Below are 26244 nucleotides of genomic sequence, written 5' to 3'. Positions count from 1 at the left end.
AAATTGCACCAAATAGGCAAATGATAAATCGTCATAGCGTTATGAATCGAACTCACACGTCAAACGTTTGCCCGAATTAACGCTATCAATACAAATACTTAGCACGCTTACTTGTATGCCACTCTGACTATCTTAATTACGTTATCAGCCAAGAAAGTATAAACAGCGCCAGCACAATCCGGAAAATAGCTCCGAATATCGACCCGCGGAGTATGGCTTTCACGCCACCCCACAGCAGACAAAGCCCGATAATCAGTACCAGAATACTGAAGAAGGAGGCATTAATTCCCAGCGAGCGGCTTAACCCATCGACAAACTCTTCCAATGCACCGAAGAAGTTAGTGAAGATAGCCAGTAAAAACTCCACCACGGTACGAATCACATCGCCAATGGTCTCGCCTACCCGGTCAAAAAATCCATTTCCCTGCATGTAAAATCCTCAAGCTCAGCCATCGCGATGTTTTGCATTGTCGGCTAAAACCTTTCAGGGGGCAAAGCAAACGCTCTGTGCTCGCTCTTTCACCGGTTGGCGCCGCATTTTTCTGCGCTGTTTGCGCTTTTGACTAACGCTTCCTCTGGTAAGCTTCCGGCCACATCGTTAAACATTTGCCGTATGGTCATCACCTTATGCTTAACCAGCGCGCCCTGACATATCTGAACGAAGTGATCCGGCGTGGGTCATTGCGTCGTGCCGCGGCACACCTGGACGTTGACCCCTCGGCGCTTAGCCGCCAGATCAAAGCGCTTGAAGAAACCCTGAACACCAAGCTTTGCGAGCGCCACGGCACCGGTATGCGTGCCACCCAGGCGGGACAGTTACTGGTGCAACATTTTCACACCCAGCGCGCTCAGGAAGAGTCGGTATTATCGCAGCTGATGGCGCTTCAAGGACTGGCACGTGGGCATGTCCGGATCGCCGTGGGTGAAGGCTTTATCGCTGATTTAATTGCCAAACCGCTCGGCGATTTTATGTCGATGTTTAGCGGCATTAACGTCGAGATTCGCATGGCTGGCGTGAATGAAGCTATCTCGCTGCTCAAAGACCGTGAGGTGGAGCTTGCGCTACTCTATGCGCCGCCCGTCGACCCTACCCTTGATTGTCATGTCGAGACCTTCCAGCCGCTGGATTTAATTGTGCCTCCTGACCACCCCTTATGCGCACTGCACAGGCCAATCAACTTAAACGATTTACGCCCCTGGCCACTGGGGTTAATGGACAACCCTTTTGGCATGCGTCAAATGGTCAATATGGTAGCTCAGCACGAGCGAATTCATATTGAGGCGCGCCTTTATACCAACTCCGTTGCGGTGCTTAAAAATTTTGTACGCTCAGGCATTGGCGTCACCTTTATGCCTGAGATCACCATCATTGATGAAATTGAACGCCAGGAAATAATCGCGCTGCCCATGAAGTATCCGTTAATGAATAGCGCACGGGCACAAATCGTCAGCCTGCAGGGCCAGGAGCTTACCGTGGCCGCCCACGCCTGCGTTGAACAATTACGCCAAGGGATGCGTTTCTTTTCTGCCGACGCGCCCCGACTGTTGTCTTAAAGACAACGCTTTAGGTATTGCATAGTCAACGCATCAATGCCTAGTCTTCTAATGTAATGATAAAAAGAACCTGAGCAGGTAATTCTCTCAACCTGCCATTTATGATAATAAGCAAGGAGATCTCCATGTTACCGTCCCATTTCATGCCGAAATTACTTACCGGCGCTTGCCTAGTGGGTTCTGCACTGATGGCTGGTAGTGCTTTTGCGGCTACCACCATCAACTTAAGCTACAACGGCCAGCCCGATGCCGAAAAAAACGCGGTTCACGTCTTCGCGACCAACTTGAAAGAGCTGGTTGCCGAGAAGACGGATAACGAAGTCGAACTGCGTCTTTTCCCCAACAGCATGCTGGGCAGTGAAGAAGACCGCATGGAGCAGACCATGAACACGCCGATGCTCAACATCGCGTCGTTCGCGGGTGTTTCCCCGTTGGTTGAAGAGCTGTTCGTTAGCGCCATCCCCTTTCTGTTTGACGATTTCGATGCCGCCCGCACCTTCTTTGATGAAGGTGATTACTGGCAGGAGTTAACTGACACACTTGCCGAGCGTGCCGGTATCGATATGCTCGCAGTGGTTGAAGAAGGCGGCTTTTTGGCCTTCACCAATAACGAGCGCCCGATCAGCCACCCGGATGATTTTAAAGGGCTGCGTTTCCGGGCCATGGACCCAAGCCAGGTAGCGCTTTATGAGTCCTTCGGCGCGTCCGGCACGCCCATCCCGTGGACCGAAACCTACATGGCCCTGCGTACCGGCGTTGCCAATGGGCAGATGAACCCGCCGATGTACATTGCTCTTGCAAGTCTTTACGAAGTGCAAAAGTACCTGACGCTTGCCAACATCCAGTATTCCGACCAGTTCCTGGTAGGCAATAGCGACATGATCGCCAACTGGGATGAAGAGCTTCGCGCTACGTTTATGGAAGCGGTTGCCGAGGCTAACCACAATGCCCGTGAATCCAACGAATCTCAGGTAGAGTCACGCATCGAGTACCTGGAAGCGCAGGGCATGGAAGTCATCCGTCCTTCGCATGATGACCTGGAAGCGTTCCGTACGATTGGTCAGCCCGCTTACCTTGAGTGGCTGACTGAACGTGGCATCGAGCAGCGCTGGATCGACATGGCGCTCGAAGATGCTGGTATGGATGAGCTGAATAACTAACCAGCCACTGACTGACGCGTAATCATCAGGGCCGATTAACGTCGGCCCTTTCCATTCGTGCTTTCGGAAGTACTCTCATGCTGACTTCGCTTCGACACCGGCTGCTGACGATTAGCCGTCCAGTTACGCTTACCCTCGCGGGCGCTTTACTGTCCGTTAATGTACTCGCCATTCTGTATGGCGTCTTGATGCGTTATGTTGTTGGCGGCGCGCCGATCTGGACTGACGAGCTGTCGCGCTTCTTGATTATCGCCACCGTAATGCTGGCGGCGGGTGCCGTGTGGTCAGAAGGGGGGCATATGCGTGTTGGGCTACTGGAGCGCTTGCTGCCAGTGTCTCTGGCCCGCCTGTTAAATATTTATCAGTGGCTGCTTACTTTAATCATCGCCTTGGGCGGCGCCGTCATCAGCTACCGTTATGCGCTCTCAGTGAGCATGTTCACCTCGTCAGGGCTGGGCATCAGCCGTTCGATACCACTCCTTTCGCTTCCTTTAGGCTTTGCCCTGCTTGCCTGGCATGCCGTGCTGTATGGGCCTGCACCGCTTAAAACCGTGGAGGAAACCGCATGATTTTAACCATGCTGGGAGTCTTTCTTGTCCATGTGCTGCTTGGGCTGCCGCTTTTTCTTTCGCTGCTGGTAACAGCCATTGTCGGGTTCATCTTTGTCGACCCCTCGATGATTCCGCGCATGCTTCCACAGCAGTTTTTTGGCGGCATCAACGTGTTCTCCTTGATGGCCATCCCGCTGTTTATTCTGGCGGGTAACTTAATGAATGCCAGCGGCCTTACCGAGCGCCTGATGGGCTTTGCACGCCTGATGGTTGGCCACCTACGCGGCGGTATGGGCCACGTTAACGTGGTTTCGAGCGTGTTCTTTGCCGGGGTCAATGGCTCAGCCGTGGCCGACACCTCAGCGCTTGGCTCGCTATTGGTTCCGGCCATGGAGAAAGAAGGCTATTCGCGGGCGTTTGCCGCTGGTCTGACGGCCGGCAGCTCGCTAATTGGACCGATCATTCCACCCAGTATTTTCATGATCCTGTATGCGTCACTAACCAACACATCAGTTGGCGACCTGTTTCTTGCCGGTATTATTCCCGGTCTGCTGTTGGGTGCTGCCTTTATGGGCATGAACGCCTGGTATGCCTGGCGCCATCGGCTACCTAAAAGCGGACGGCTACCCACACTTAAAGAGCTCACCGTTACGTTCGTCGCTGCCATGCCCGCATTGGTAGCGCCGGTGATTATCGTGGCCGGCATCGTGCTGGGGTTTGTAACGCCCACCGAATCTGGCGCCCTGACGGCGCTTTATGTCGCGCTATGTGGTGTCCTGCTGGGTAACCTGCGTCTGCGCCATTGCTGGCGGGCGATTATCGATACGGCAAGACTGACCTGCGCTATTTTCCTGATTATGGCGGCATCGGCGACCATTAGCTGGTTGCTCTCCTATGCCCAGGTGCCCAGTCAGTTCGTCTCGCTGCTGTCACCTTATGTCGACAGCGCGATTATTATTTTGCTGTTGCTTAGCGCCATCACCTTTTTGACCGGCATGTTTATGGAAGAAGTGTCGGCGCTGATGCTGCTCACGCCTATCTTTGCACCGGTGGCCATGATGGCAGGCATCGACCCCGTGCATCTGGGCGTCATTATCACGCTCAATATCACCATTGCGTTAATTACACCGCCTTTGGGCGCCTGTGTATTTGTGGCCGCGGCCGTGAGCCGGTTAGAGATCGTCTCGCTGTTTAAAACGATCTGGCCCTTTGTACTAACCGCCATTGCCGTACTGTTACTGATTATTTTCTTCCCCGCGCTTGCGCTCTGGCTGCCCTCTACTTTTGGATAAGACAATGCCTGCACCTTCGATTTCTGATAAGGCCTTGTCGCCTATACCTAGCCACCCGGCTCCCCAGTGGGACAAGGTCAGCCGCCTGTCTATTACCGATAACGGCGAGCGCTTGCTTCCCATGAGTCTGGCACCCGCTCCTATTCGGGTGTTCCCGGCTTACGCACGTCTGGGCATCCCTGGTGCTGTGAACGAGTGCTTCGTGCGCGAAGGCGTTTACCGGGCGCTGATGACCGCAGCACGCAGCCTGCCTGACGGCATCGGGCTTATTGTGCTGGATGGCTGGCGCCCGTGGCGGGTCCAGCAATACCTGTTTGAAACCCTGCAGGCGGCGATTCAAAACCGTCAGCCTGAATTATCGGAAAGCGAGCTCTTAGCGCGTACCCGCGAGTTTGTTTCCGTGCCCAGCCAAGATCCCAGCGCCCCAAGCCCTCATCTAACCGGCGGCGCGGTGGATGTCACGCTTTGCGACGCAGATGGCGTCCCACTAGACATGGGCACCCTGTTTGATGAAACGCTGCCCGCCTCTCATACGGATCACTTTGAGAAGCTAGATAGCCTAACTGCTAATCAGCGTAACGCCCGCGACCACCGCCGCCTGCTCTACCACACCATGGCTGAGCAAGGTTTCACCAACCTCCCCAGCGAGTGGTGGCATTACGACTTGGGCGATCAGCTGTGGGGGCACTATTGTGCCAGCAGCAATTCAGGCACCAACAGCGTTTACTACGGCCCGACGGAGCCTGAAACCATCGAAAACCGTTGGCGGCGTCAGCTTGGCTAGCCTGAAAAGCGCAGTATTTGCTCTGCACACCCAATCGCTTACGGTAAGAGCAAATAGCCATCAACTCTTCATTAAGTAAGCCCAAACAGGCTACATTAGAGCTGAGCCTATTTGCCCCCTTGATGAAGGAGTCTTCGCGATGCCTAGCGTTTTAATTACCGGTGCTACCTCTGGCTTTGGTAAAGCCGCCGCCATGCGTTTTGCACAAGCCGGCTGGTCATTGATTCTGACCGGCCGTCGGGAAGAGCGCCTAAAGGCGCTTGAGGAAGAACTTTCTAAGCAGGTGCCGGTACTCACTCTGACCCTGGATGTTCGCGATAGCGATGCTGTCACCAAGGCACTGGGCGAGCTACCCGAAAGCTTTTTACCCCTCACCTGCCTGATCAACAATGCAGGTCTGGCGCTAGCTCCAGAACCGGCACAGAAGGTCGATCTTAAAGACTGGCACACCATGATCGACACCAACATCACGGGCCTGGTTAACGTTACCCACGCCGCACTTCCACTCCTGCTTACTCAGGGTGAAGGCGCCAGCATTCTTAACCTTGGTTCCGTTGCTGGCCAGTGGCCCTACCCCGGCGGCCATGTGTATGGCGCCTCCAAAGCATTCGTTCAGCAATTTAGCTACAACCTGCGCTGTGACCTGCTGGGCACCGGTATTCGTGTGACCGACCTTGCCCCCGGCATGGCAGAAACTGAATTCACGCTGGTACGCACCAAGGGCAACCAGGAGGCGTCTGATGCGCTTTATCGCGGCACCACGCCGCTACAGGCCGAAGATATTGCCGAGCAGCTTTATTACCTCGCCACGCTGCCTGCGCATATCAATATCAACCGTTTGGAAATCATGCCGGTTCGCCAGGCGTGGTCGCCGTTTAACATCAACCGCGACGCCGAATAACGGCTAAGCGCAGGTAAAACGCATAAGCACTTTTTAAACAACTGCCTGAAAGTTTGACGGCTGTGCGGTGATGATCATGGCGATATGCGCTCTATGCCATGTCCTGACCGCGCAGCAGCTTTAATTCCTCAGTACCGAAGCCACTCTACTGCTCTGCAATACGCTTTTCACACTTCATTTGCACCTCACCATTCCAGCTAAAGCCCGTCTGGCTGTGGCTTTCAGCGACCTCTTCGCCCTATGTCTACCCTTCTGCCTCTTGACCCAGATATTTTAAACCTCTATTTGTTATATATAACAAGCCACCTGATACATCTCTCTAGCGCCATCGAGCGTGCGCTGCTAGCGAATTGTCCATCCAGAGGTCGATGTGCATGAATGTGAACATGACGTTTCTTCAAGGGCTACTCTCCAATATCAGCACGCGTACTCGCCTATTAGGCAGCGCTGCTAACGCCACGCAAAGCAGTGATGCGCACCTTCACGCTCTCTCTTCGGCTTGTGAAACGCTGATGCAGCGCGGCGGTGAAGCCTCCCAGATAATGACCGCGCAGCGCGCCTTAACCCACTATCAGCAGCTGGAGCCCGAAGAGCGCCTGGCCTTCTTCTCGCTGCTTGCCAGTGATTACGCTGCCGAGCCAGGGGCCATTCATGCCGCGTACCAGGCTTACTGTGAGACTGAAGATAACGCGGCCCTTGAAAAGCTGTTTAACGCTTGTGAGCCACGTCGCCAGGATTTACTGCGCCGCTTGAACCTTTGCCCGGGCGGTACCTTTGAGCTCGTGAAAATGCGTGCCGACCTGCTCAAGCAGCTACGTCACGCACCCGAGCTTGCCGCGCTGAATAGCGATTTTTCCCATCTGTTTAATTCCTGGTTCAACCGGGGCTTTCTGGTGCTGGAAAGCATCGACTGGAACACGCCCGCCGCCGTGCTGGAAAAGCTGATTCAATACGAAGCCGTGCACGCCATCAGCGACTGGCGTGACCTGCGCCGCCGACTAGACCCGGAAGATCGCCGCTGTTACGCCTTCTTTCACCCGGCAACCGGTGATGAGCCGCTTATCTTTGTGGAAGTGGCGCTATGCAAAGGTATCCCCGACAACGTGCAGCGCATTCTGGAACACGGCGAAGAGGTGCCGCTGGATGAAGCCGATACCGCAGTCTTCTACAGCATCAGCAACTGCCAGGCAGGGCTTAAAGGCGTATCGTTCGGCAATTTCTTAATCAAGCAGGTGGTTCAGGAACTCAGCCGCGAGCTGCCGCAGCTCAAGAACTTCGTCACCCTGTCACCGGTACCGGGCTTTGCTGACTGGCTGGCCGAGCAGCGGACCTCTCAGGCCATCACGCCGTCCGGCCCTCTGGAAGCCTTTCTGGACACCCCTGAAACAAACGAGCTACCGGCGGCCGCACATAAGGAATTCATGCGCCTCGCCGCGCATTATCTGGTCGAGGCCAAGCACCGAAGCGGCCAACCGCTTAATCCTGTCGCGCGCTTCCATTTAGGCAATGGCGCAAGCCTTCACCGGCTTAACTGGCTGGGCGACACCTCCTCCAAAGGGCGCCAACAAGCGCACGGGCTGATGGTCAATTACCTCTACCAGCTGGACCGTATCGAACAGAATCATGAAGCCTACACCCGCGACCACAGCGTGGTATGCGCCAATGATATTCGTCGACTGGCAAGCCAGGCTAGCCAGCATTTCAATACTGAAGCGAGCGTTTAACGGTTAGCGCTCGCAAAATAACAAGGCACCTTTCATGAACCACAACCTTTACCTGCAGTTTTACCCGCACTTTGAACGTCAGCCCAACAAGGTGTTGATGGATACGCTGGAGGGTAAGCGCTACCGGTATGGCGATGTCCTAACGACCAGCCGAAAAATGGCCAGCGTCCTTCTGGAACTAGGCGTTTCGCCGGGCGACAGAGTCGCCGTCCAGGTCGATAAAAGTCCTGAAATCGTCATGCTGTATCTTGCCTGCCTACAGGTCGGCGCAGTGTATCTGCCGCTCAATACGGCCTATACCGACAGCGAAATTGCCTACTTTCTCGAAGATGCGCAACCACAGCTTTACGTGTGCCGCCCGGCAGTACTCAAAGAGGCTCAGGAACGCGCCAGCACCAGTGGCGTTGCCCATGTAGAAAGCCTGGGCACCAAGGCCGACGGCAGCCTGATGGAAAAAGTCGCTAATGCGCCGGAAACCGAACAGGTGTGCGAAGTAGCAGGCGACGATCTGGCGGCAATTCTATATACCTCTGGCACCACCGGGCGCTCCAAGGGCGCCATGCTCAGCCACAAGAACCTGGCCTCCAATAGCCAGTCGCTTAGTGAAGCGTGGCAGTATACCGAGCAGGATCACCTGATCCACGCACTGCCGATTTTCCATACCCACGGCCTGTTTGTGGCGTGCAACATCACGCTGATCAACGGCGCTTCGATGACGTTCCTGCCCAAGCTCGATGTTGATGAGCTGCTGGATCTCATGCCCCACGCCACCGTGCTGATGGGCGTGCCGACCTTCTATACCCGCCTGCTTGCCTCCGAGCGTTTGAACCGCGAGGTGGTTGCCAATATGCGCCTGTTTATTTCAGGCTCGGCACCCTTGTTGGCTGAAACCCACGAAGCATTCGAAGAGCGCACCGGCCATGCCATTCTTGAGCGTTACGGCATGACCGAAACCAATATGAACACCTCCAACCCTTACCACGGTAAGCGCCGCCCGGGCACGGTAGGCATGCCGCTTCCCGGAGTAGAAGTGCGTATCGCTGACCGCGAAAGCGGCAAGGCGCTCGCTCAGGGCGAAACCGGCATGGTTGAGCTACGCGGCCCGAATATTTTCCAGGGTTATTGGCGTATGCCGGAAAAAACTCAGGCCGAATTTCGTGATGACGGCTTCTTCATTACCGGCGACCTGGGGCTTATCGACGAACACGGTTACCTGAACATCGTGGGCCGTGACAAGGACCTGGTGATTTCCGGTGGCTACAACGTCTATCCGAAAGAAGTCGAGCAGTTGATCGATGACTTACCGGGGGTGATGGAATCCGCCGTCATTGGCGTGCCGCATGGTGATCTTGGCGAAGGGGTTGTGGCAGTGGTCGTGCCCAGCGCTTCAGACGCGATTAGCGAAGCGCAGATACTTGCAGCTCTCAAGGATCAGGTAGCCCGTTACAAACAGCCTAAGCGAGTCTTCTTTGCCGAGTCGTTGCCGCGCAACGTGATGGGCAAAATTCAGAAGAATCAGCTGCGCACCACCTACACGGATACATTCACTCAAGAGCGTGCGACGGCTAACGTTTGAGCCTACTTCCCGCGCCGCAGGGGATCGGGCCAAGCCCTGACTGCGGCCATAAAAAGTGCTCCTCACAACAACGATAAGACAGGAATTGTGCCATGGTGATTTACGGTGTTGCCCTTCTGGCAGGGTGTATGTTGGTCGGCCTATGGGCTGGTGATGTGCTGGGCATGCTGCTCGGCGTCAATTCGAACGTAGGGGGTGTTGGCATTGCCATGCTGATGCTGATCTTCCTGGGCGGCTATCTGATGGACAAAAAGAAGATGCCCGCCAGCACGGAAGACGGTATCAAGTTCTGGAACGGCATGTATATTCCGATTGTGGTCGCAATGGCCGCCAGCCAGAATGTCGCCGCCGCGATTGATGGCGGTCTGATTGCGCTACTCGCAAGCCTGGTCGCGGTAGTCGCAAGCTTTGCGTTAATTCCCTTTCTCAACAAGCTTGGCCGTCCCAAGGCCTCCGATACTCAGGAAAGCACTCCGCCACACAAGCCGCGTAAAGTGTTAAGTGCCTCCTCACCATCTCATGCTCGTGCTCGCGCGCGCCATGCCCGCTAACTGGGGGCCACTATTATGATTGAATCGTTAGTCACTCAGCTTGAGAAACAGCACCTGATCGCGGCGTTTGCCTTAGTGGGCGGCGCCATGTACCTCTCCTATCTGATCAGCGACAAACTGACCAAGGGGCGTATTCACGGCTCGGCCATTGCAATTATCGTGGGGCTAGGCTTGGCCTATTTTGGCGGTATTCATACGGGCGGTACGCGAGGTCTTGCCGATATCAGCCTATTTGCCGGGCTAGGCTTAATGGGCGGCGGCATGCTGCGCGATCTGGCGATTATAGCCACGGCTTACGGGGTACGTTTTCAAGAAGTTCGCGAGGCGGGTCTCAGCGGTATTATCGCCCTGTTTCTAGGTGTGTTCGTATCCTTCATTGCCGGGGTGGCGGTAGCCTACGCGTTCGGTTATCGCGACCCCATTTCGCTGACAACCATTGGCGCCGGTACCGTAACCTATATTGTCGGACCCATTGCGGGTGCTTCAATTGGCGCGTCTTCCGAGATCATCGCCCTTTCGATTGCCGCCGGCCTATTCAAATCGATTCTGGTGATGATCCTAACCCCTGTCGCTGCCCGTCATATCGGCCTGGATAACCCACGTTCAGCGATGATTTTCGGCGGTTTGATGGGCACCACCAGCGGCGTGGCGGCTGGCCTTGCCGCCACCGACCCGAAGCTGGTGCCTTATGGTGCCATGACGGCCACGTTCTACACTGGCCTCGGCGCGCTGCTTGCCCCTTCAGTCCTGTATTTTGCTGTTCGCGCTATCTTTTAACGAGCGTTATACCTAACGCGGCACCAATGCCTCTAACGCTTCACGGCGAAGGTGCTGCGTCAAACCTGCCAGCAAGCGCCCGCCGTTGCGCCAGTAATGCCAATAGAGCGGTACATTGATGGCGCGCCCGGGTATCAGCTCCACCAGCTTGCCTTGCGCCAGCGCATCACGCACCTGAAGCTCCGGCACCATTCCCCAGCCCAGTCCGCTTTCCAGCAAACGTACAAAACCTTCCGATGAAGGACACAGGTGATAGGCAAAGCTGCCGATAATACCAAGCGCCGCTAGGTAGCGATGCTGTAGCAAATCATCGGTACCAAACACGATAGCTGGCGCCTGGGGCAAGACGTCTGCATCCACGCCATCAGCAAAGTACTGTTTCATAAAGGCTGGGCTTGCAACCGCCAGATACGGCATGGCGCCTAACGCGACGCTGCTTGCCCCCGCGACAGGGCGCTCGGCCGCACATACACAGCCTGCCACTTCGCCTGCCCGCATACGTTTTAATCCCACCTCCTGATCCTCGACGACCAACTCCAGCAGTACGTTCTGGTGGGTACAAAAACCACTCACCGCCGAGGGCCACCAGGTGGCCAGACTGTCTGCATTAATCGCCAAGCGCAGGCGCTCCGGCACTGCGTCATCCAACGCGGGGACCTGGCGCGTGAGATCACGCTCGAGTAAGCGTACCTGCTGTACATGGTTGAGCAGCCGACGACCGATTTCGGTGGGAGCAGGCGGCGTCGCGCGCACTAACACCGGCTGGCCGATACGCGCCTCCAGCAGCTTGACCCGCTGCGATACCGCCGACTGGGATATCCCCAGCATATTCGCGGCGCGCTCAAAACCGCCCTGTTCTACCACGGCGGCCAGGGCGGCCAGCAATTTATAGTCGAGCAATCAGTTTTCCTTATAGGGCATCAGGAGTATTCATTTTGCTTATAAAAACGATTCTAGCAAACTGGGCCACTACGGGCGGCATAACGCGCCCTAAATAGCGATTAATAAGGAATACACGCAATGTGGCAGAGTTACAGCAACGGCCTGCTGATGGCAATTGGGTTGATCATGGCGATTGGCGCACAGAATGCGTTCGTTTTATCGCAAAGCCTGCGGCGTGAGCACCATATAGCGGTCGCGTTGCTGTGCATTTTATGTGATGCCACGCTAATAACCGCGGGCGTATTTGGCCTGGCAAGTATATTGACGCAAAGCCCGCTACTGCTTGCCATCGCACGCTGGGGCGGCATTGCGTTTTTGCTTTGGTATGGCAGCCAGGCGTTATACCGTGCCTGGCGCCCGCAAGCGCTTCGGGCGACTGACACATCATCCCGCTCGTTAAACGCCGTAATGCTAGCCGCACTGGCGGTCACGCTGCTTAACCCGCATGTCTACCTGGATACCGTATTGCTGATTGGCGCACTCGGCGCCCAGCAGCCAATGCCCGGCGCCTACGCCTTGGGGGCCACTAGCGGCTCATTTATATGGTTCAGCGCACTGGCCTTGGGTGGCGCAAGCCTTGCGCCTTGGCTTGCGCGCCCAGTTACCTGGCGTCTTATTGATATTGGCGTAGCGCTTATGATGTTTAGCGTGGCTGCTCAATTGCTTATCGGTGGGCTGTAGCGCGTATATTACTCAGCCACCTTTACCACCTTAACTTTCATCAACTCTCCTTTTTGAAAACTTTAAAAAATGATGTATTAAAATACTTAATATACAACTCAAAGCTTAACTTACGTAAATTTATCCGGCACAAATTCCCTGCTAGTTTTAAAAGGGCTGTAAACGTTTATTACGGATGATCCTTTTTAATCAAGCAGGAGCGATACGATGGTTATTAAAAACGCCAAGGACCTTTTCATTCATCTTCTTTCCGACACGAACAGTGCTGAAAAGCAGATAACAAAGGCGCTACCCAAATTAGCTCGGGCAGCTGATGACCCCCAACTGGCTGAGGCATTCAAGCACCACCTGGAAGAAACCCAAGGCCAGCTGGAAAGGCTTGAAAAAGTAGCCGACAGCCTGCCAGATATTCGAATCAAGCGCATGAAGTGTCATGCAATGGAAGGCTTGATCGAAGAGGGCCAGGAGCTGATAGATGCCACTGAGAAAGGCCCGGTGCGCGATGCAGGCCTGATCGGCGCGGCTCAGAAAGTCGAACATTATGAAATTGCGACTTACGGCACCCTGTGTGCTCTTGCCGAGCAGCTAGGCTATAGCGAAGCCAAAAATATTCTGGCTGAAACGCTTGAAGAAGAAAAGAACACCGATAATAAGCTAACCCAGTTGGCTAAGACGCTGGTTAACCAAAAAGCGGGATAAAACCCCTTTAATGAAGTAGCCATCAATGGTTGGTCGTATTGGCCGTACGTTATCTAACAAACGGTTAATTATTAATATCCAACCTATATGATATTGCTTCATTGAAAGCCAATTTTAAGTCTTATTAACTTAGGTGAGCTGATAGTTGATAGCTCACCTAAATTTCCTACATAACTTTTAAGGCCATATTGCGCCCCTGAATTCAAACATTAAGCACGATTCAAAGCGCTTTCATTGTCTACGCCTTTCTCTCCCCCTTCCCCTACGCTTGGTCAGGTTCCTTATTCATCTACTTGAGCCGACGCAAATGGCCTGCTATCTTATCGGCAATAATTATCATTAACATAAGGGACAGTATCTCATGCAGTTTGCCGATAGAGGTACAGAATCAGACAATACGCCTGCGCCTCGTGAGGTCGAAAGCCGCGAATTGCTTGGGCCGCAAGGTCAACTGGTGATTCAACATGACAATCGCCGCTACGTATTGCGTATTACCAGAAGCGGAAAACTTATTTTAACGGCGTAACGCTCCATCAGTTCTTACGCCGCTTAACGCCAGCCAGGTAGCCAACGCACCCAGCCAGCTTCAATTACCCTCCTTATTGTTGGAACGGTCTGGCTCATGAAACGTGTTTACTCGCTTTGCCCGCTTTACCTTGCTCTTTGCCCCTTGCTTATCGCCCCTGCGTTAGCGCAATCAACGGCGGATCCAGTGACCGTTACCGGCACGCGGACGCCTACCGACCTTTCTCGCGCACCGTTGATTATCGATATTATCGACCGTGATGATGCCGTTCTGGCTACCGCTGGCCGCATTGAAGATGTACTGAGCCGTCAACCAGGCCTGCATGTGGCCGGGCCAGGACGGCGTAACGGTCAAACGCTGAGCATGCGGGGGTTTGGCCGCCAGGGCGTGCTGGTTCGACTGGATGGCGTTCGCCAGGATATTTCCACTGGCCACGTAGGCAACTTCTTCCTGGACCCAGCGCTGATCCAGGAAGTCCAGATAGCGCGAGGCGCACTATCAAGCCTTTATGGCAGTAACGCCATGGGCGGCGTGGTAAGTTTCACGAGCGTAGAAGCCAAGGACTTGCTTGCCCCCGGCCAAGACAGCGGCGCCCGGCTTTCTGTTGGCGGCGCTACAGCAAATGATGAGCTACGTGGCAGTCTGACAGCCTTTGGGCGTCACGCTGCACCCAGTGGTCAAGTGGATGGCCTGATTTCAATAGGCCGTAGCGAGTCCGGTGATATTCGCCGCGCAGGTGGCGAGGAGGCCGAAGACGATGCCTCGCTCAACAGCCTGCTGGTCAAAGGCGGTTGGGAGCCGAGTAGCGATCAGCGGGTGTTTATCAGCTGGCAGCATTACGATGAGCGTGCCACCCAGCCCGCTAACCCTCAGCAGTTATCACGCGATGCCAGTAACCCGCTGCGCGACCGGAATGTCGAAAGTAACAATCTACAGCTTGGCCACCGCTGGCAGCCCGGTCAAGCGACAGAAATCACCTCACGACTGACGTTTAGCCAGCAGGATATTGATGAGCCCCAAGCCAGCCGCACGCTGGAACGCGTTGGCCTGCAAAGCGATGGCTACCACACCATCAATCACGGCTGGCTCTCCCAAACATTGGTATTTGGTGGCGAACTGGAGCAGGCGCGCCAGCGCCCGGAGGGTAACGCCAACGGCTTTCCAAAAGCCGATATCGACACTCAGGCCGCTTATTTAGACACCACGCTAACCGCTGGCCGCTATCTAGCAGAGGGCGGTGCCGGCCAGTTTGATGTAGGCCTGGGGGCCCGCTATGACCGTTACGACGCCACCGGCCAAGGCGATGCCGATAGCGTGCATGACCAGGTCTCGCCACGTTTTCGCCTGGCCTGGCGCCCCGATGAAGCGCTGATGCTGTTCTCCGGTTACGCCGAAGCCTTCCGCGCGCCGAGCCTTTCTGAGCTATACGCCAACGAGCGCCACTTTGCCGGTTTCTGCGCCGGGCCTTTCTTCTGTACCCCCGACAATTACTGGGTGCCTAACCCTAACCTGTCTCCTGAATCCAGCCATACCTGGGAAAGTGGCGTGGTCTGGCATCAAGGCGATTGGCAGGTGCGCGCCAGCTACTTCGACACCCGCGCCGATGACTTTATCGACACCCAGGTCGACATTATGGCGGGTACCACTCAGGCCGTGAACGTACAGCGCGCCCAACTATGGGGCTATGACGCTCGCGTTGCCTGGCAGCCCGGCGCCTTTCCTCTGCTTACAAGCTTTATAGGACTCTCAGAAGTTTCCGGTAAAGACCGCGACAGCGGCGGCGCGCTAGGCAGTCAGACCCCCATGGAAGTGACCCTCGGCAGTGAAGTGGCGCTCTACAACCATGATGTGCGTATCGGCTGGCAAAGCCGCTTGGCGCGTGATTTTGATAAACAGGGCGATGACGAGCGTCTGCCTGGCTATGGGCTGCACGATGTGCACCTGGCTTGGCGCCTTACCCCCGCCATTGATACCTCGCTACGCCTGGCCAACCTGGGCGATAAAGTGTGGTACCGCCCCGATGGCAGCTTAGGCGATGGGCGCAGCCTGTTCGCTACCCTCAACTGGCAGTGGTAAATCCATTCAGTGAACTCGATATAGGTGCGCTATGACTCAATCCCAACAAATCGCTATTCTGGAAGCCTTTGATGCTGCGCGGGCGGCCCAGCCGCGTCTGCCCGCCATCGACATTGCCGAGCGTCTAGCCATTAGCGAAGGCGAGTTACAGGCGGCTCGCCTGGGCCGTGATGTATGGACACTGCCCTTGCCACCCAGCGAGATCGCAAGCTATCTGCCCACGCTTGGCCGCGTAAAATCGCTGACCCGCTCACGCCTGGCCGTACTTGAGCAAACCGGGGTCTATCCTGAACTGCGTGGCGGATCCCAAACAGGTCTGCTGCTCGACCCTGGCGGTTTGGATCTTCGCTTGCTGTATCCCCACTGGCACTGGGTGTGCTTGATTCGCGATGCCATGCCTTCGCAAGATGGCTCAAAGGAGTGGCGCTGGAGCCTGCAAATATTTAACCAGCACGGCTGCGCCGTGCACAAATGCTTTGCGCTGGAAACACCGCTTCCCAGCGCCTGGAACGCGTTAGCAGCACTCGGCACCCAGGACACTCCGGCGTTCACTCAGAGTGCACCGCGCCTAAAACGCCCGCTTCCCAACGCCCCCGACCTTGCGAGCGAATGGGGAGCGATGCAGGACGTGCATCAATTCTTCGCTCTGCTGCAGCGCCATCGCCTGGAGCGTATTGAGGCCAACCAGCTGATGGAGGGCCACTACACCCGAGCGCTACCGGCTAACATATTGGAAAACGTGCTCCATCAGGCAAGCCAGCACACCTTGCCACTCATGCTGTTTGTCGCCAGCCCCGGCTGCGTACAAATCCGCACGGGCACACTGCCCACACCCCAGCGCGCACGGGGCTGGCTGAATCTGTTTGGCGATAGCTTTACCCTGCACTTGGACGACACTGCCATTGATCAGGTGTGGCAAGTGTCTAAACCCAATCGTGATGGAGGCGTCACCAGTATTGAAGCGTTTGACGCACAAGGCTCATTAGTCCTGCAACTATATGCCGAGCGCCGCGAGGGCAACCCAGAATCCGCCGCCTGGCGGCAGCTATTGAATGAGCTTCATCAGCGTGAGGCCGTGGCATGAAGCAGCATATTCGACTGCTCTCCAGCGTTTTGCTTGCGCTGTTGTTCAGCCTGGAAACGAGCGCCAGCGAACGTTGGGTTGTGCTGGGCGGCGATATTGCTGAAACGCTTTCGGCCTTGAATGCTGACATTAATTTGGTCGCCCGCGACGATACGGTTCTCTATCCTGAGCCCCTGACAGCGCTGCCCTCCGTAGGTTACTTGCGCCAGCTCTCGGCCGAAAGCGTACTGTCGGTTCAGCCTGACCGTATCCTTGCCAATCAGCATGCCGGCCCTAAAGAAGTGCTTGAGCAGCTGGACGCTGTCGGCGTTACGCTGGATGTGGTTAACGCACCCGCTACGCTAGCGGCCATTGCTGAAAAGGTTCGCGCGGTGGGTGGCTACACTGACCGGCCTGAACAAGCCAACGCTTTAGCGCAAACCTTGACTGACAAGCTTGAATACCTAGCCGATTTGCCCCCCTTACCTTCAACTCGGACGATGTTTATTCTCCAGCATAGCGGCTTAACGCCGCGTGCGGCTGGTCGCCAAACCGCGGCGCATACGGCGCTTGAAGCCGTCGGGCTGGAAAACGCCTTCGCAGCAATGGAGGGCTACCACAGCGTTGGCGCCGAGGCGTTGGTGCGCGAGGCGCCTGAGCTGATCATTATGTCGGCGCGCGGTTTAGAGGCTATGGGCGGCCCAACGGCCTTATGGCAATTACCCGGTATGGCACTTACTCCGGCAGGCCAGAAGCAGCGGTTAATCGTTATCGATGATCAGGCACTGTTGGGCTTTGGGCCGCGTGCGCCCGACCTGCTGTTAGCCTTACGCCAGGATGTTGAAGCGATACTTAACGTCTCGCCCACTGCGCTGGCTGCGCCGTAATGGTCAGCTTAACGGCTTATCGTCAGCGCACGATGCGACCGATGGGGCGCGCTCCACGAGTCCTTATCAGTTTAACGCTTGCGCTGTTACTTGCCTTGGCGTGGGGCTCGGCGTCAGGAGCGTTAGGGCTTTCCCCATGGGCACTGCTAAGCGGCAATGCAGATACGCTCAGCACACAGGTTTGGTGGCAGCTGCGCTTACCGCGCTTGCTGCTGGGGGTTGCCGTAGGCGCCATGCTCGCGGGCAGCGGCGCAGCCATGCAGGGGCTATTTCGTAACCCTTTAGCCGACCCAACGCTGCTCGGCCTTGCCAGCGGTGCCGGGCTATTTGTGGCGCTATGGATCGTTGTTTTTCAGGATAGCGCTGCCAACAGCCTTTACGGTCAGTTCGCTGCGGGCTTTTTGGGGGCACTGAGCGTATGTGTGATCGTGTTTGGCTTGGCCAAACGCCAGGGTGGCAGTGCCGCTGTTATGACCCTGCTGCTAGCGGGCCTGGCGATTAACACCCTGGCCGGTGCTGCGGGTGGTGTCCTTGCGTTTATCGCCAGTGATGAACAGCTGCGCCAACTGAGCCTGTGGGGGATGGGCACGCTAACCCATGCCTTATGGCGAACCACCGCTATCGCCCTGGTACTGATTAGCCTGGCACTGTGGATGCTAATGCGCAGCGCCAGCGAACTTGACCTGCTTCAGCTAGGTGAGACCACAGCCCATGCGGCGGGGCTGGATGCCAACCGCCTGAAACGCCGCATTGTCGTGGCCACCTCACTTGGCGTCGGGCTTTGCGTGGCACTCACGGGTGTCATTGGCTTTCTTGGCCTGCTGGTTCCCCACTGTTTACGGCTTTGGCTAGGGCCTGGGCACCGGCTACTCCTGCCTGCCTCAATGCTGGGCGGGGCGCTGCTGTTAGTGGTCGCAGACACCCTGGCACGTACGCTAGGTGCACCTGCCGAGATCCCGGTCGGGCTGCTAACGAGCCTTTTGGGCGGGCCCTACTTTCTGTATCTGCTTATGCGCCGGAGCCCGTCATGCTGACCCTGCATCAAGCGGGGTTCACCTCGATTCCCGCACTAGCGCCTTTCGATGGCGATATCCACCCGGGCGAACTGCTCGCGATTGTAGGGCCTAATGGTGCGGGCAAGAGCACGCTGCTCAGCATGCTGTCAGGCTATCGCCGCTGCGAACAGGGCAGCGTACAGTTGGATGGCCACTTGCTGCATGAATGGGAGGTCAACGCGCTCGCCAACCGCCGTGCGCTAGTCGCTCAGCAGGAACCTGTCGGGTTCGATTGGCGAGTGGAAGAATTGGTGTGTCTGGGGAGCAACCCTGAAAAAGCACTCATCGCCGAACTGCTCAATGACCTGGACCTCGTCCCGCTCGCCAAGCGCAGCGTACTCTCGCTTTCGGGCGGCGAGCGCCAGCGAGTGATGATCGCCCGCGGCGCCTGCCAGTTGCTCTCGCGGCGCTCAAACACAGCAAAGGATGGCGGCCTGCTTCTGCTGGATGAACCTACTAGCGCGCTGGATATTGGCCAGCAGCAGCGGCTAATGCGTCAACTACGCACCTGGGCCACACAGCATCATATGGCCATCGTATGTGTCCTACACGACCTGAACCTAGCCGCTACTTACGCCGACGGGGTGTGGCTACTTCATCAGGGGCAGCGTATAGCCTACGGCAAGCCGCATCACGTGCTAACCCCCGCCCGCATCGCTGATGTGTACGGCGCAGAGTTTCAAGCGACCGCGAACCACGCAGCGTCTCCTCCGCTTCTTGCCCTGGCACGCTAATGCGTCGAGAGAGTTAAGCAGTTTTAAATACGGCGTAGTATGCTTAGCGCATTAACGTATTAGCCTGTCAAAACTGACCTGGCGCATCGCTAATCACGGTTATCCATGAGAAGCTGGATACATGAACGAGAAATCACCCATCGGCTCGCCCCAAAAGCGCCACTCAAAGCAACCCATCACGCTAGTACGTGCCTTATGGGTAGGCCTTGCTGCACTGAGTTTCGGCATTGGCGTCATCGGTATCTTCTTGCCCTTGCTGCCGACCACTGAGTTTATGCTGGGCGCCGTTTACTGCGCCTCTAAAGGATCACCACGTTTTGAAGCGTGGATTCGCTCGCGCCGCTATGTAGGGCCGCTTATCAATAACTGGGAGCGCGAGAGGGCGATCTCCCGGCGCGCCAAATTTATTGCTGTAAGCATGATTAGCGCAAGCGCGCTATTTATCCTACTGCATTTGAGTAACAGCTGGTTACGGTGGAGTATTATCGCGCTCTTGATAGGCGTGGCAATATGGCTAGTCACACGGTCGGAACCTACGCTAAACGACTAACGTACACGTGGAACCGACTGGTGGGCTAAACGATCTATCAATGATCAGATAGCGTCTTAGTTTCTGCCTGAAAAGTGCCTGCACAGCTTCAATAATGCGAGTTGCTCGGCAAATATGTCTGTTCGGTATGTGAGCTGAGACTCTGATGATTAGCCAGCTTAAACCGCTCAACGGCGGTAACCAGCAGCTGCGCCTGGCTCTTGAGGCTAGCAGCCGCCGCGGCAGACTCCTCAACTAGAGCAGCGTTTTGCTGAGTTGTCTGATCGATCTGGTTAATCGCCTCACTTACTTGACCAACTGCGGTACTTTGTTCGTTGCTTGCATCACTGATTTCACTGACGATATCACTGACCCGCTGAATCGACGTGACGATCTCCTGCATGGTGGTGCCAGCCTGGTCAACCAACACTGATCCTTTTTCAACACGCTCAACGCTGACGCCGATCAGTTCCTTGATTTCCTTTGCCGCTCCAGCGCTACGCTGAGCCAAATTGCGAACTTCGCTAGCCACAACCGCAAAACCACGGCCTTGTTCTCCCGCTCGGGCGGCCTCAACTGAAGCGTTCAGTGCCAAAATATTGGTCTGAAATGCAATACTATCAATAACACCAACAATATCATTGATCTGGCGGCTGCTGTCGTTGATATCTCGCATGGTATGTACCACCTTTTCAACCACGTCACCGCCCTGCTTCGCCACGTGACTTGCGCTGACGGCCAACTGACTGGCGGTATGCGCATTGTCCGCATTTTGCGTAGCGCTTGATCCCATCTGCTCTATAGAAGCTGACGTTTCCTCAATTGCCGAAGCTTGCACTTCAGTGCGCTGACTCAAATCGTTATTGCCCAGCGCTATTTGAACACTGGCCGTTGCCACATTCTCTGCATTACTCCGCACTTCTGAAACTACCCCGGCCAGGCTATTGACCATGGTTTTCTGAGCCATCAGGAGCTGGCCAATCTCGTTATTTGAGAATGGCTCGATACTGCCAGACAGATCACCTTCCGCTACAGCTTGCGCCTGGTTGACCGCTTGGCCCAGTGGGCGGGTAATACCTCGTGTAATAACAATAGCGACCCATATTGATATCAGTACAGCTGCCGCTCCTAGCCCAATCGTTTCCATCATGGACGTACGGTACTGAGCATCACCGCGCTCCATACCATGCCTGGCCTCAGTCAGCTGCAGGTCAATGAGTTCGCTGATGACGCTGCTAATAGGATCAATAGATGAATAGAGCTGTCCGTTGTACGCGTTCAACTCACCGCCGACCATACCGGAGTAGGTTTGTAGCGTATTTTCCAAAGCACTCAAGGCACTATTGGCAGGGCCAAAGCGCTTTTGCACCTCAGAAGCCATACTTGCTTCTTCGGGAGTAAGTGACGTCGCCATGTAAGATGCCCACTCGTGATCAATGACCTCACGTGCGTTTTGCACTGCTTGCAATGCCTCCTCAGCGGTAATCAGTCCCGCATTGGCTTTATTGACGGCATCAATCACATTAACCGCGTAAGCATCGGAAATAATCTTGAGCCCCCGTAATGGAACCACGCGATCTTCATAAAGGGATTGCATAGTTTGATTAACGTTTCGAAGGCTAAACGAACTCAACAGACCACTAAGGACCAAAAACAGCACAGCGACCAGGAAGCCCAGCCCAATCTGTTTGCTGATTGATAAATGTCTAAACTGCATTTTTAATGCTCCAGGATGCAACAAGGATTAGCGATTGTCTCAAGCCAGCCCAAAGGGGTTGTCATAGCGTTCCAGGGGAGGCGTCGCCATGATGAGCAGGCTCAACTTTTCGTCGAACTTATCTGAGCGAAGGGAGGGAAAGAAAAACAACTATTTACATACGTAAGCCAAGGCTAAAAGTATGCCTTTCAGCAGCACTTACTGGATCATCACCGGTACCACTCATGTGATACCTGACCCATCAGTTGAATTACGAAAGTTAATAGCGCGTCAGTAATATCGGCATCATAAACGGATACTTTAGGTCAGCTGACGTTTGTTGAAGCGCCGATAGTAACTGGAAGGGCATATTCAATAGAGCATTACCGGGCAGTGAGATGCTTAGCTTACCCATAAAGACGTTACTTACTGGTCCGTTTTTTATACGCTTTTGTCTCATCTTCAATAGCTAGCCAGTTACCGGCTCGCCGTTGGCGTACTTTATCCAGGTTTTGCCTAAATGGTTGCGCAACTCGCGCCCAACGCGTACGCCATCACGAGCCTCCAGCGCCTTTAGAATGGCCTCGTGCTCTTCCATGGCGGTTGCCCATTTCTCATTTTTCTGATTAGAAAGATACCGCACCCTGTATAGCTGCCGGCTAAGCGTGGCGTGCATGTCAATCAGCGTCGTATTACCTGACAAAGCCACAATACGGTTGTGGATATCCTGGTTCAAACGAAAGTAGTTCTGTCGGTCGCGCCTTAGAAAGGCTGCTTTCATTTCATAATGCAGCGCTTGAAACTCAGCAATATCCTCATCACTGGCAATAACGCAGGTGAGTTCGGCTGCCGCCTGTTCAAGCACACTCAAAACATACGCTTTCTCTTTCATATCAGCCGCGCTGACCTCAGCCACCACCGCCCCGCGGTTGGGGGAAATCACCACTAAACCTTCTGTCGCGAGAATCTTGAGCGCCTCGCGTAGCGGCGTGCGCGAGACCTGCAGTTCAACGGCCAGCGTACGCTCGGGTAACCGCTGCCCCGGTTGAAAATGGTCCATTACGATATGTTCGCGTAAGTAATGCGCGACTTTTTCAACAAGCCCGGCGTGATTGATTGGGGCGATATCTTCCATGGAGTTATTCACTTTAATTAGCGACCACCAAGAATGGCATACCAAAAATTTCCTTTCAAATAATAACGCATATAGAAAAATATTAATTAATTAAATAATTTAATTAAATCAACAATTTAATCGGATAAACAAACATGGCAATACTAAAGTACTAGGCCACGTATATTGACCCAAAAAATGGTATACCACTACATTTCAGCATCTGTATACTACGTTTGCGTGACAAAAAAACATCAATACGTTCATGGTCACCGTTCAGAAAGCTCTGACCTAAACAGGAAATACCTTTTACATATGAATTACTTACAACACTTTGATACGACCAAGGTAGTTGAAGCCTGTATCGCGGGTGCTGGTGATTTTGGTCGTGGCGTATTGCGTCAAGCCCGCCAGATGCCAGGACTGTCGGCGCGTATTGCGATCGATATCAATCCTGAAAAGGCGGCTGAAGCCTTGCGCCATGCGGGTATTCCCGACACGCAAATAATGGTATGCCATTCTGAAAGCGATGCCGAAGACGCTTGGCAGAAAGGCTTTTTTATTGCCACGGCTTCTTTCGAAACGGTCGCGGCACTTCCGTTCGATATTCTGGTTGAGTCTACCGGTATTCCTGATGTCGGCGCCCGTTATGCAGAAGCGGCCTTGCTGGCGGGTAAACATGTCGGTATTGCCACCAAGGAAACCGAATCGGTGGTCGGGCCTTACCTGACTCGCTTGGCCGAAGACCAGGGGCGTCTTTTCACGCCGCTGGATGGCGACCAGCCAAGCCTGCTGATTGGCCTTGTCACATGGGCTAGAACGCTGGGGTTTGAGATCATTTCTGCTGGCAAGAGTAGTGAATACGACTTTATCTGGGATGAAGCGCAAGGCACCGTAACCTGTAACGGCACCCAGTACGATGCCACTGAAATGGCCGCACTCTGGAAGCTTGACGATAGCGATGCACGCGCCACAGTCAAATCCCGCGGCGAGGCTCTATCCGCTATTCCGCAGATTTCAGTGCCTGACCTATGTGAGATGGTCAACGTTGCCAACGCAACCGGCCTGCAGCCTGACCTGCCCGAATTTCATGCCATGGTACTGCGAACCACAGAAGTGCCCACACTTCTGGATACCCAGGCAGAGGGCGGTGTTCTAAAAGGTAACCAGCGCCTTGAAGTCTTTAACTGCCTGCGCCGTCCAGACGAGCTGAGCTTTGCTGGCGGTGTGTTTGTAGTGGTGCGCTGTGAAGACCCGCATGTCTGGACACTGCTGCGCGATAAAGGTCACGTACTAAGCCGCAGCGGCAATAGCGCCATGGTTTATCTGCCGCGCCATTTGCTGGGCCTGGAAGCGCCCATTTCTCTGCTCGATGTGGTACTCAACGGCTTAACGTCCGGTGGCGGTCATGCCACCACGCCTAAATTCGATCTGACCGCGCGCGCCACTCAAGCGATCAAAGCGGGCCAACGCCTTGAGATGAAAGGCCACCATCGGCACATCGAAGGGCTGCGTCCAGAGCTTCACCCCGCTGCGGCGCTTTCCGATGGCGCAAAAGTCCCCTTTTATCTGTTACCAGGCGCCGACGTTATTCGCGATATTGCGCCTAATCAACCCATTACCCTAGCCGATGTCACGCTACCATCTTCCCGATTACATGAGCTTCGTCTTAAACAGGATGATCTGTTTTTTACAGCCGACAGCCAGTAACTAGCGGTAGAGCGCCTTTTAAAGTGCCTACTTTCTGTATTGATGGCCCCTAAAAGCAATAACAATCACCATGGAGAAAATTATGATTACTAAACATAGTGTTAAATACGCTGCTCTAGGTCTTGCCATGCTCGGTGCGGCTACCGGCGCAAGTGCAAGCGATGCCGATAACTTCCCCAGCAAGCCGATCCAGTTCTTGGTAGCCGCGGGTGCTGGCGGTGGTACTGATAACTTCGCTCGGGTCGTTCGCCCGATGTTTGAAGAAGCTATTGGCGGCGCGCGCATTACGGTAGTAAATCTGCCCGCCGCGTCCGGCGCTTTAGCCCACCAGCGTACCGCGACAAGCGCGGCTGATGGCCACACTCTGGACTTTGCCTCCACGACGCTTGTGACCTCACTTGCGGCGGGCCAGAACCCAGTGGGTCTGGATCAGTTAACGCCGGTTGCGCGTATGCAGTCTGACGTAATGGCGCTTTTTGTTAATCCGGAGCGTTTTCCTGATTTTGAATCATTCGTGAAATACGCTGAGGAAAATCCTGGCAAAGTCACCGTTGGGGGTACCCATACGGCAAGTCCTGACCACGTGGCTTTCCTGTCGCTGCGTGATGCGTCGGGTCTGGACATGAACTTTATCCCTTATGACAGCACCGGCAATGCCACTGCTAACGTGCTGGGCGGCAATATTGATGCGACCACCACCTCGCTGAGCCCACTATTAAGCTACATCGAAGCCGGCCAGATGATGCCGATTCTGGTTTTCAGCGATGAGCGCCTTGAAGACTACCCGGATGTGCCGACCACGGTTGAAAACGACTGGGATCTGACCGACGGTAACGATCGCGCCATTTTTGTACATGCTGATACGCCAACGCCGATTCTGGAACGTCTGGAAGGCGCCTTCAAGGATGTTTACGACTCCGAGGAGTATCAGAGCTACGCGGAGCGTGTAAACCTTGACTACCGTGCAGGCTGGATGGGTAGCGACGAATACCGCCAGCGGCTTGAGAACAACTATGAGCTTTACTCACGCTTGCTGCAAAACGACTAAACCAGTAGTTACTGGTGAGTGGAGGGGCATGCCCCTCCTGTATCCATTTGAAAGATCGGCCTTATGGGGCCGACCTTTCACTGTCCCCTTCAGGGTTTACCATGCACGCCAGGATCACTCTTTTTGCGCTGGGGGTCGTGTCACTCGCGGTGGTGAGTCTTTATCCCACGCTGCAATTCCCAAGCTCTGCTCAAGTGTCCACGTTTATCGGGCCTCGCGTTTGGCCATTAACACTGCTGATCGCTCTGTTTACGCTGGGCCTTATACTGCTCGCCATCACATGGAGTGACCGCAAGAAGGCATTAGCCACTGAGCATCAGTCCACGTCGGACACCGCGGCTGAAACAGCGCTATCTTCGTCACGTTTCTCCCTTGGACGCACTCGTCACTGGTGGTTTATAGCGGCGGCTATCGCTTACACGCTCTTGATGGACAGCGTCGGTTTTTTAATCGCCAGCCTGATATTTACCTTTATTGGCACACTGCTTCTGGGTGCCCGCTCATGGCTGACCATTGCCATTACGTTAGTTATTGCTGGCGTACTGATGCAGGGCGTTTTCGTTTCGCTGCTCGGTATCCCCATGCCGTAAGGCTGCCCCATAACCGACCCAACC

General features: G+C 55.0%; 25 protein-coding genes and 1 pseudogene. 22 read left to right on the top strand and 4 right to left on the bottom strand.

Features of this window, described 5'->3' with window-relative positions:
• Positions 1-136 precede the first annotated feature (136 nt).
• Positions 137-430: a hypothetical protein gene (locus ACT3R7_RS03850; protein WP_193091106.1), complete on the bottom strand. Its 294-nt coding sequence runs from the start codon at positions 428-430 to the stop codon at positions 137-139.
• Positions 431-627: 197 nt separating this feature from the next.
• On the opposite strand from ACT3R7_RS03850, the gene ACT3R7_RS03845 reads away from it, so the two are divergent.
• The 10 genes from ACT3R7_RS03845 to madM all read left to right on the top strand — a co-directional run bounded on the left by ACT3R7_RS03845 (position 628) and on the right by madM (position 10870).
• A complete protein-coding gene (locus ACT3R7_RS03845) occupies positions 628-1554 on the top strand; it encodes a LysR family transcriptional regulator (protein WP_193091107.1) in 927 nt (308 codons plus the stop codon).
• 125 nt (positions 1555-1679) lie between these two features.
• Positions 1680-2714, top strand: a complete 1035-nt coding sequence (dctP, locus tag ACT3R7_RS03840) for a TRAP transporter substrate-binding protein DctP (protein ID WP_192536633.1) — start codon at positions 1680-1682, stop codon at positions 2712-2714.
• A 77-nt stretch (positions 2715-2791) separates the two neighbouring features.
• Entirely contained in the window at positions 2792-3283 is a 492-nt protein-coding gene (locus ACT3R7_RS03835; protein WP_193091108.1) for a TRAP transporter small permease, read from the top strand.
• On the top strand, positions 3280-4557 hold the full coding sequence (locus tag ACT3R7_RS03830; RefSeq protein ID WP_192536635.1) for a TRAP transporter large permease: 1278 nt from the start codon (positions 3280-3282) through the stop codon (positions 4555-4557). Before ACT3R7_RS03835 ends, ACT3R7_RS03830 begins: the two co-directional genes overlap by 4 nt.
• Positions 4558-4561: 4 nt before the next feature.
• Positions 4562-5341, top strand: a complete 780-nt coding sequence (locus ACT3R7_RS03825) for a M15 family metallopeptidase (RefSeq protein WP_192536636.1) — start codon at positions 4562-4564, stop codon at positions 5339-5341.
• Between the two features lie 139 nt (positions 5342-5480).
• The gene (locus tag ACT3R7_RS03820) at positions 5481-6242 is read left to right on the top strand and encodes an SDR family NAD(P)-dependent oxidoreductase (RefSeq protein ID WP_192536637.1); all 762 of its coding nucleotides are present in this window, start codon (positions 5481-5483) and stop codon (positions 6240-6242) included.
• Between the two features lie 386 nt (positions 6243-6628).
• On the top strand, positions 6629-7966 hold the full coding sequence (locus ACT3R7_RS03815) for a malonyl-CoA decarboxylase (protein ID WP_193091109.1): 1338 nt from the start codon (positions 6629-6631) through the stop codon (positions 7964-7966).
• A 34-nt stretch (positions 7967-8000) separates the two neighbouring features.
• Complete coding sequence (locus ACT3R7_RS03810) at positions 8001-9542, top strand: malonate--CoA ligase (RefSeq protein ID WP_193091110.1); 1542 nt, start codon at positions 8001-8003, stop codon at positions 9540-9542.
• 92 nt (positions 9543-9634) lie between these two features.
• Positions 9635-10093 (top strand): malonate transporter subunit MadL, encoded by a 459-nt coding sequence (gene madL / locus ACT3R7_RS03805; protein ID WP_192536640.1) that lies wholly within the window; start codon positions 9635-9637, stop codon positions 10091-10093.
• Positions 10094-10108: 15 nt separating this feature from the next.
• Positions 10109-10870 (top strand): malonate transporter subunit MadM, encoded by a 762-nt coding sequence (gene madM / locus ACT3R7_RS03800; protein WP_193091111.1) that lies wholly within the window; start codon positions 10109-10111, stop codon positions 10868-10870.
• 12 nt (positions 10871-10882) lie between these two features.
• Here the strand turns inward: madM and ACT3R7_RS03795 are convergent, their stop codons facing one another.
• Positions 10883-11770, bottom strand: coding sequence for a LysR family transcriptional regulator ArgP (locus tag ACT3R7_RS03795; protein ID WP_193091112.1), 888 nt, complete (start codon positions 11768-11770; stop codon positions 10883-10885).
• Between the two features lie 120 nt (positions 11771-11890).
• Here ACT3R7_RS03795 and ACT3R7_RS03790 point away from each other — a divergent pair, with 120 nt between their 5' ends.
• The 9 genes and pseudogenes from ACT3R7_RS03790 (at position 11891) to ACT3R7_RS03750 (ending at position 20083) form a co-directional block, all read left to right on the top strand.
• Positions 11891-12493 carry a LysE/ArgO family amino acid transporter gene (locus ACT3R7_RS03790; protein WP_193091113.1) on the top strand — a complete coding sequence of 201 codons (603 nt, stop codon included), beginning with the start codon at positions 11891-11893 and terminating at the stop codon, positions 12491-12493.
• 207 nt (positions 12494-12700) lie between these two features.
• The gene (locus ACT3R7_RS03785) at positions 12701-13192 is read left to right on the top strand and encodes a YciE/YciF ferroxidase family protein (protein ID WP_192536643.1); all 492 of its coding nucleotides are present in this window, start codon (positions 12701-12703) and stop codon (positions 13190-13192) included.
• A 361-nt stretch (positions 13193-13553) separates the two neighbouring features.
• A complete protein-coding gene (gene hemP / locus ACT3R7_RS03780; RefSeq protein ID WP_192536644.1) occupies positions 13554-13718 on the top strand; it encodes a hemin uptake protein HemP in 165 nt (54 codons plus the stop codon).
• Positions 13719-13814: 96 nt separating this feature from the next.
• A complete protein-coding gene (locus tag ACT3R7_RS03775) occupies positions 13815-15794 on the top strand; it encodes a TonB-dependent receptor domain-containing protein (protein ID WP_193091114.1) in 1980 nt (659 codons plus the stop codon).
• Positions 15795-15825: 31 nt separating this feature from the next.
• Positions 15826-16878, top strand: coding sequence for a ChuX/HutX family heme-like substrate-binding protein (locus tag ACT3R7_RS03770; protein ID WP_192536646.1), 1053 nt, complete (start codon positions 15826-15828; stop codon positions 16876-16878).
• Positions 16875-17744 carry a heme/hemin ABC transporter substrate-binding protein gene (locus ACT3R7_RS03765; protein ID WP_192536647.1) on the top strand — a complete coding sequence of 290 codons (870 nt, stop codon included), beginning with the start codon at positions 16875-16877 and terminating at the stop codon, positions 17742-17744. The genes ACT3R7_RS03770 and ACT3R7_RS03765 overlap by 4 nt, the downstream gene beginning before the upstream one ends.
• On the top strand, positions 17744-18778 hold the full coding sequence (locus ACT3R7_RS03760; protein ID WP_496198836.1) for a FecCD family ABC transporter permease: 1035 nt from the start codon (positions 17744-17746) through the stop codon (positions 18776-18778). The genes ACT3R7_RS03765 and ACT3R7_RS03760 overlap by 1 nt, the downstream gene beginning before the upstream one ends.
• A gap of 56 nt (positions 18779-18834) precedes the next feature.
• Positions 18835-19533 (top strand): annotated as a pseudogene (locus tag ACT3R7_RS03755) (ATP-binding cassette domain-containing protein); the annotation flags it as partial.
• A gap of 121 nt (positions 19534-19654) precedes the next feature.
• Positions 19655-20083 (top strand): YbaN family protein, encoded by a 429-nt coding sequence (locus tag ACT3R7_RS03750; RefSeq protein ID WP_193091116.1) that lies wholly within the window; start codon positions 19655-19657, stop codon positions 20081-20083.
• A gap of 88 nt (positions 20084-20171) precedes the next feature.
• Here the strand turns inward: ACT3R7_RS03750 and ACT3R7_RS03745 are convergent, their stop codons facing one another.
• Both ACT3R7_RS03745 and ACT3R7_RS03740 read right to left on the bottom strand, forming a co-directional pair.
• A complete protein-coding gene (locus ACT3R7_RS03745; RefSeq protein WP_192536651.1) occupies positions 20172-21779 on the bottom strand; it encodes a methyl-accepting chemotaxis protein in 1608 nt (535 codons plus the stop codon).
• Between the two features lie 448 nt (positions 21780-22227).
• On the bottom strand, positions 22228-22893 hold the full coding sequence (locus ACT3R7_RS03740; protein ID WP_192536652.1) for a GntR family transcriptional regulator: 666 nt from the start codon (positions 22891-22893) through the stop codon (positions 22228-22230).
• Between the two features lie 294 nt (positions 22894-23187).
• On the opposite strand from ACT3R7_RS03740, the gene ACT3R7_RS03735 reads away from it, so the two are divergent.
• From ACT3R7_RS03735 to ACT3R7_RS03725, 3 genes are all read left to right on the top strand, one after another.
• Positions 23188-24582, top strand: a complete 1395-nt coding sequence (locus tag ACT3R7_RS03735; protein WP_193091118.1) for an NAD(P)H-dependent oxidoreductase — start codon at positions 23188-23190, stop codon at positions 24580-24582.
• Between the two features lie 82 nt (positions 24583-24664).
• Positions 24665-25630, top strand: coding sequence for a Bug family tripartite tricarboxylate transporter substrate binding protein (locus tag ACT3R7_RS03730; protein ID WP_193091119.1), 966 nt, complete (start codon positions 24665-24667; stop codon positions 25628-25630).
• 101 nt (positions 25631-25731) lie between these two features.
• The gene (locus ACT3R7_RS03725; protein WP_193091120.1) at positions 25732-26220 is read left to right on the top strand and encodes a tripartite tricarboxylate transporter TctB family protein; all 489 of its coding nucleotides are present in this window, start codon (positions 25732-25734) and stop codon (positions 26218-26220) included.
• Positions 26221-26244 lie beyond the last annotated feature (24 nt).

It is taken from the genome of Halomonas sp. AOP43-A1-21, from assembly GCF_052376775.1.
GTDB lineage: Bacteria > Pseudomonadota > Gammaproteobacteria > Pseudomonadales > Halomonadaceae > Vreelandella > Vreelandella colorata.
This window is presented reverse-complemented; position numbering and strand designations above follow the sequence as displayed.

Coding starts and splice junctions, on each gene's coding strand:
- ACT3R7_RS03750 (WP_193091116.1), top strand. CDS start 19,655: ATGAACGAGAAATCACCCATCGGCTCGCCCCAAAAGCGCCACTCAAAG.
- ACT3R7_RS03830 (WP_192536635.1), top strand. CDS start 3,280: ATGATTTTAACCATGCTGGGAGTCTTTCTTGTCCATGTGCTGCTTGGG.
- ACT3R7_RS03770 (WP_192536646.1), top strand. CDS start 15,826: ATGACTCAATCCCAACAAATCGCTATTCTGGAAGCCTTTGATGCTGCG.
- ACT3R7_RS03735 (WP_193091118.1), top strand. CDS start 23,188: ATGAATTACTTACAACACTTTGATACGACCAAGGTAGTTGAAGCCTGT.
- ACT3R7_RS03740 (WP_192536652.1), bottom strand. CDS start 22,893: ATGGAAGATATCGCCCCAATCAATCACGCCGGGCTTGTTGAAAAAGTC.
- ACT3R7_RS03850 (WP_193091106.1), bottom strand. CDS start 430: ATGCAGGGAAATGGATTTTTTGACCGGGTAGGCGAGACCATTGGCGAT.
- ACT3R7_RS03820 (WP_192536637.1), top strand. CDS start 5,481: ATGCCTAGCGTTTTAATTACCGGTGCTACCTCTGGCTTTGGTAAAGCC.
- dctP (WP_192536633.1), top strand. CDS start 1,680: ATGTTACCGTCCCATTTCATGCCGAAATTACTTACCGGCGCTTGCCTA.
- ACT3R7_RS03775 (WP_193091114.1), top strand. CDS start 13,815: ATGAAACGTGTTTACTCGCTTTGCCCGCTTTACCTTGCTCTTTGCCCC.
- ACT3R7_RS03845 (WP_193091107.1), top strand. CDS start 628: ATGCTTAACCAGCGCGCCCTGACATATCTGAACGAAGTGATCCGGCGT.
- ACT3R7_RS03730 (WP_193091119.1), top strand. CDS start 24,665: ATGATTACTAAACATAGTGTTAAATACGCTGCTCTAGGTCTTGCCATG.
- ACT3R7_RS03815 (WP_193091109.1), top strand. CDS start 6,629: ATGACGTTTCTTCAAGGGCTACTCTCCAATATCAGCACGCGTACTCGC.
- ACT3R7_RS03810 (WP_193091110.1), top strand. CDS start 8,001: ATGAACCACAACCTTTACCTGCAGTTTTACCCGCACTTTGAACGTCAG.
- madM (WP_193091111.1), top strand. CDS start 10,109: ATGATTGAATCGTTAGTCACTCAGCTTGAGAAACAGCACCTGATCGCG.
- ACT3R7_RS03765 (WP_192536647.1), top strand. CDS start 16,875: ATGAAGCAGCATATTCGACTGCTCTCCAGCGTTTTGCTTGCGCTGTTG.
- ACT3R7_RS03825 (WP_192536636.1), top strand. CDS start 4,562: ATGCCTGCACCTTCGATTTCTGATAAGGCCTTGTCGCCTATACCTAGC.
- ACT3R7_RS03725 (WP_193091120.1), top strand. CDS start 25,732: ATGCACGCCAGGATCACTCTTTTTGCGCTGGGGGTCGTGTCACTCGCG.
- ACT3R7_RS03785 (WP_192536643.1), top strand. CDS start 12,701: ATGGTTATTAAAAACGCCAAGGACCTTTTCATTCATCTTCTTTCCGAC.
- madL (WP_192536640.1), top strand. CDS start 9,635: ATGGTGATTTACGGTGTTGCCCTTCTGGCAGGGTGTATGTTGGTCGGC.
- ACT3R7_RS03760 (WP_496198836.1), top strand. CDS start 17,744: ATGGTCAGCTTAACGGCTTATCGTCAGCGCACGATGCGACCGATGGGG.
- ACT3R7_RS03790 (WP_193091113.1), top strand. CDS start 11,891: ATGTGGCAGAGTTACAGCAACGGCCTGCTGATGGCAATTGGGTTGATC.
- ACT3R7_RS03835 (WP_193091108.1), top strand. CDS start 2,792: ATGCTGACTTCGCTTCGACACCGGCTGCTGACGATTAGCCGTCCAGTT.
- ACT3R7_RS03745 (WP_192536651.1), bottom strand. CDS start 21,779: ATGCAGTTTAGACATTTATCAATCAGCAAACAGATTGGGCTGGGCTTC.
- hemP (WP_192536644.1), top strand. CDS start 13,554: ATGCAGTTTGCCGATAGAGGTACAGAATCAGACAATACGCCTGCGCCT.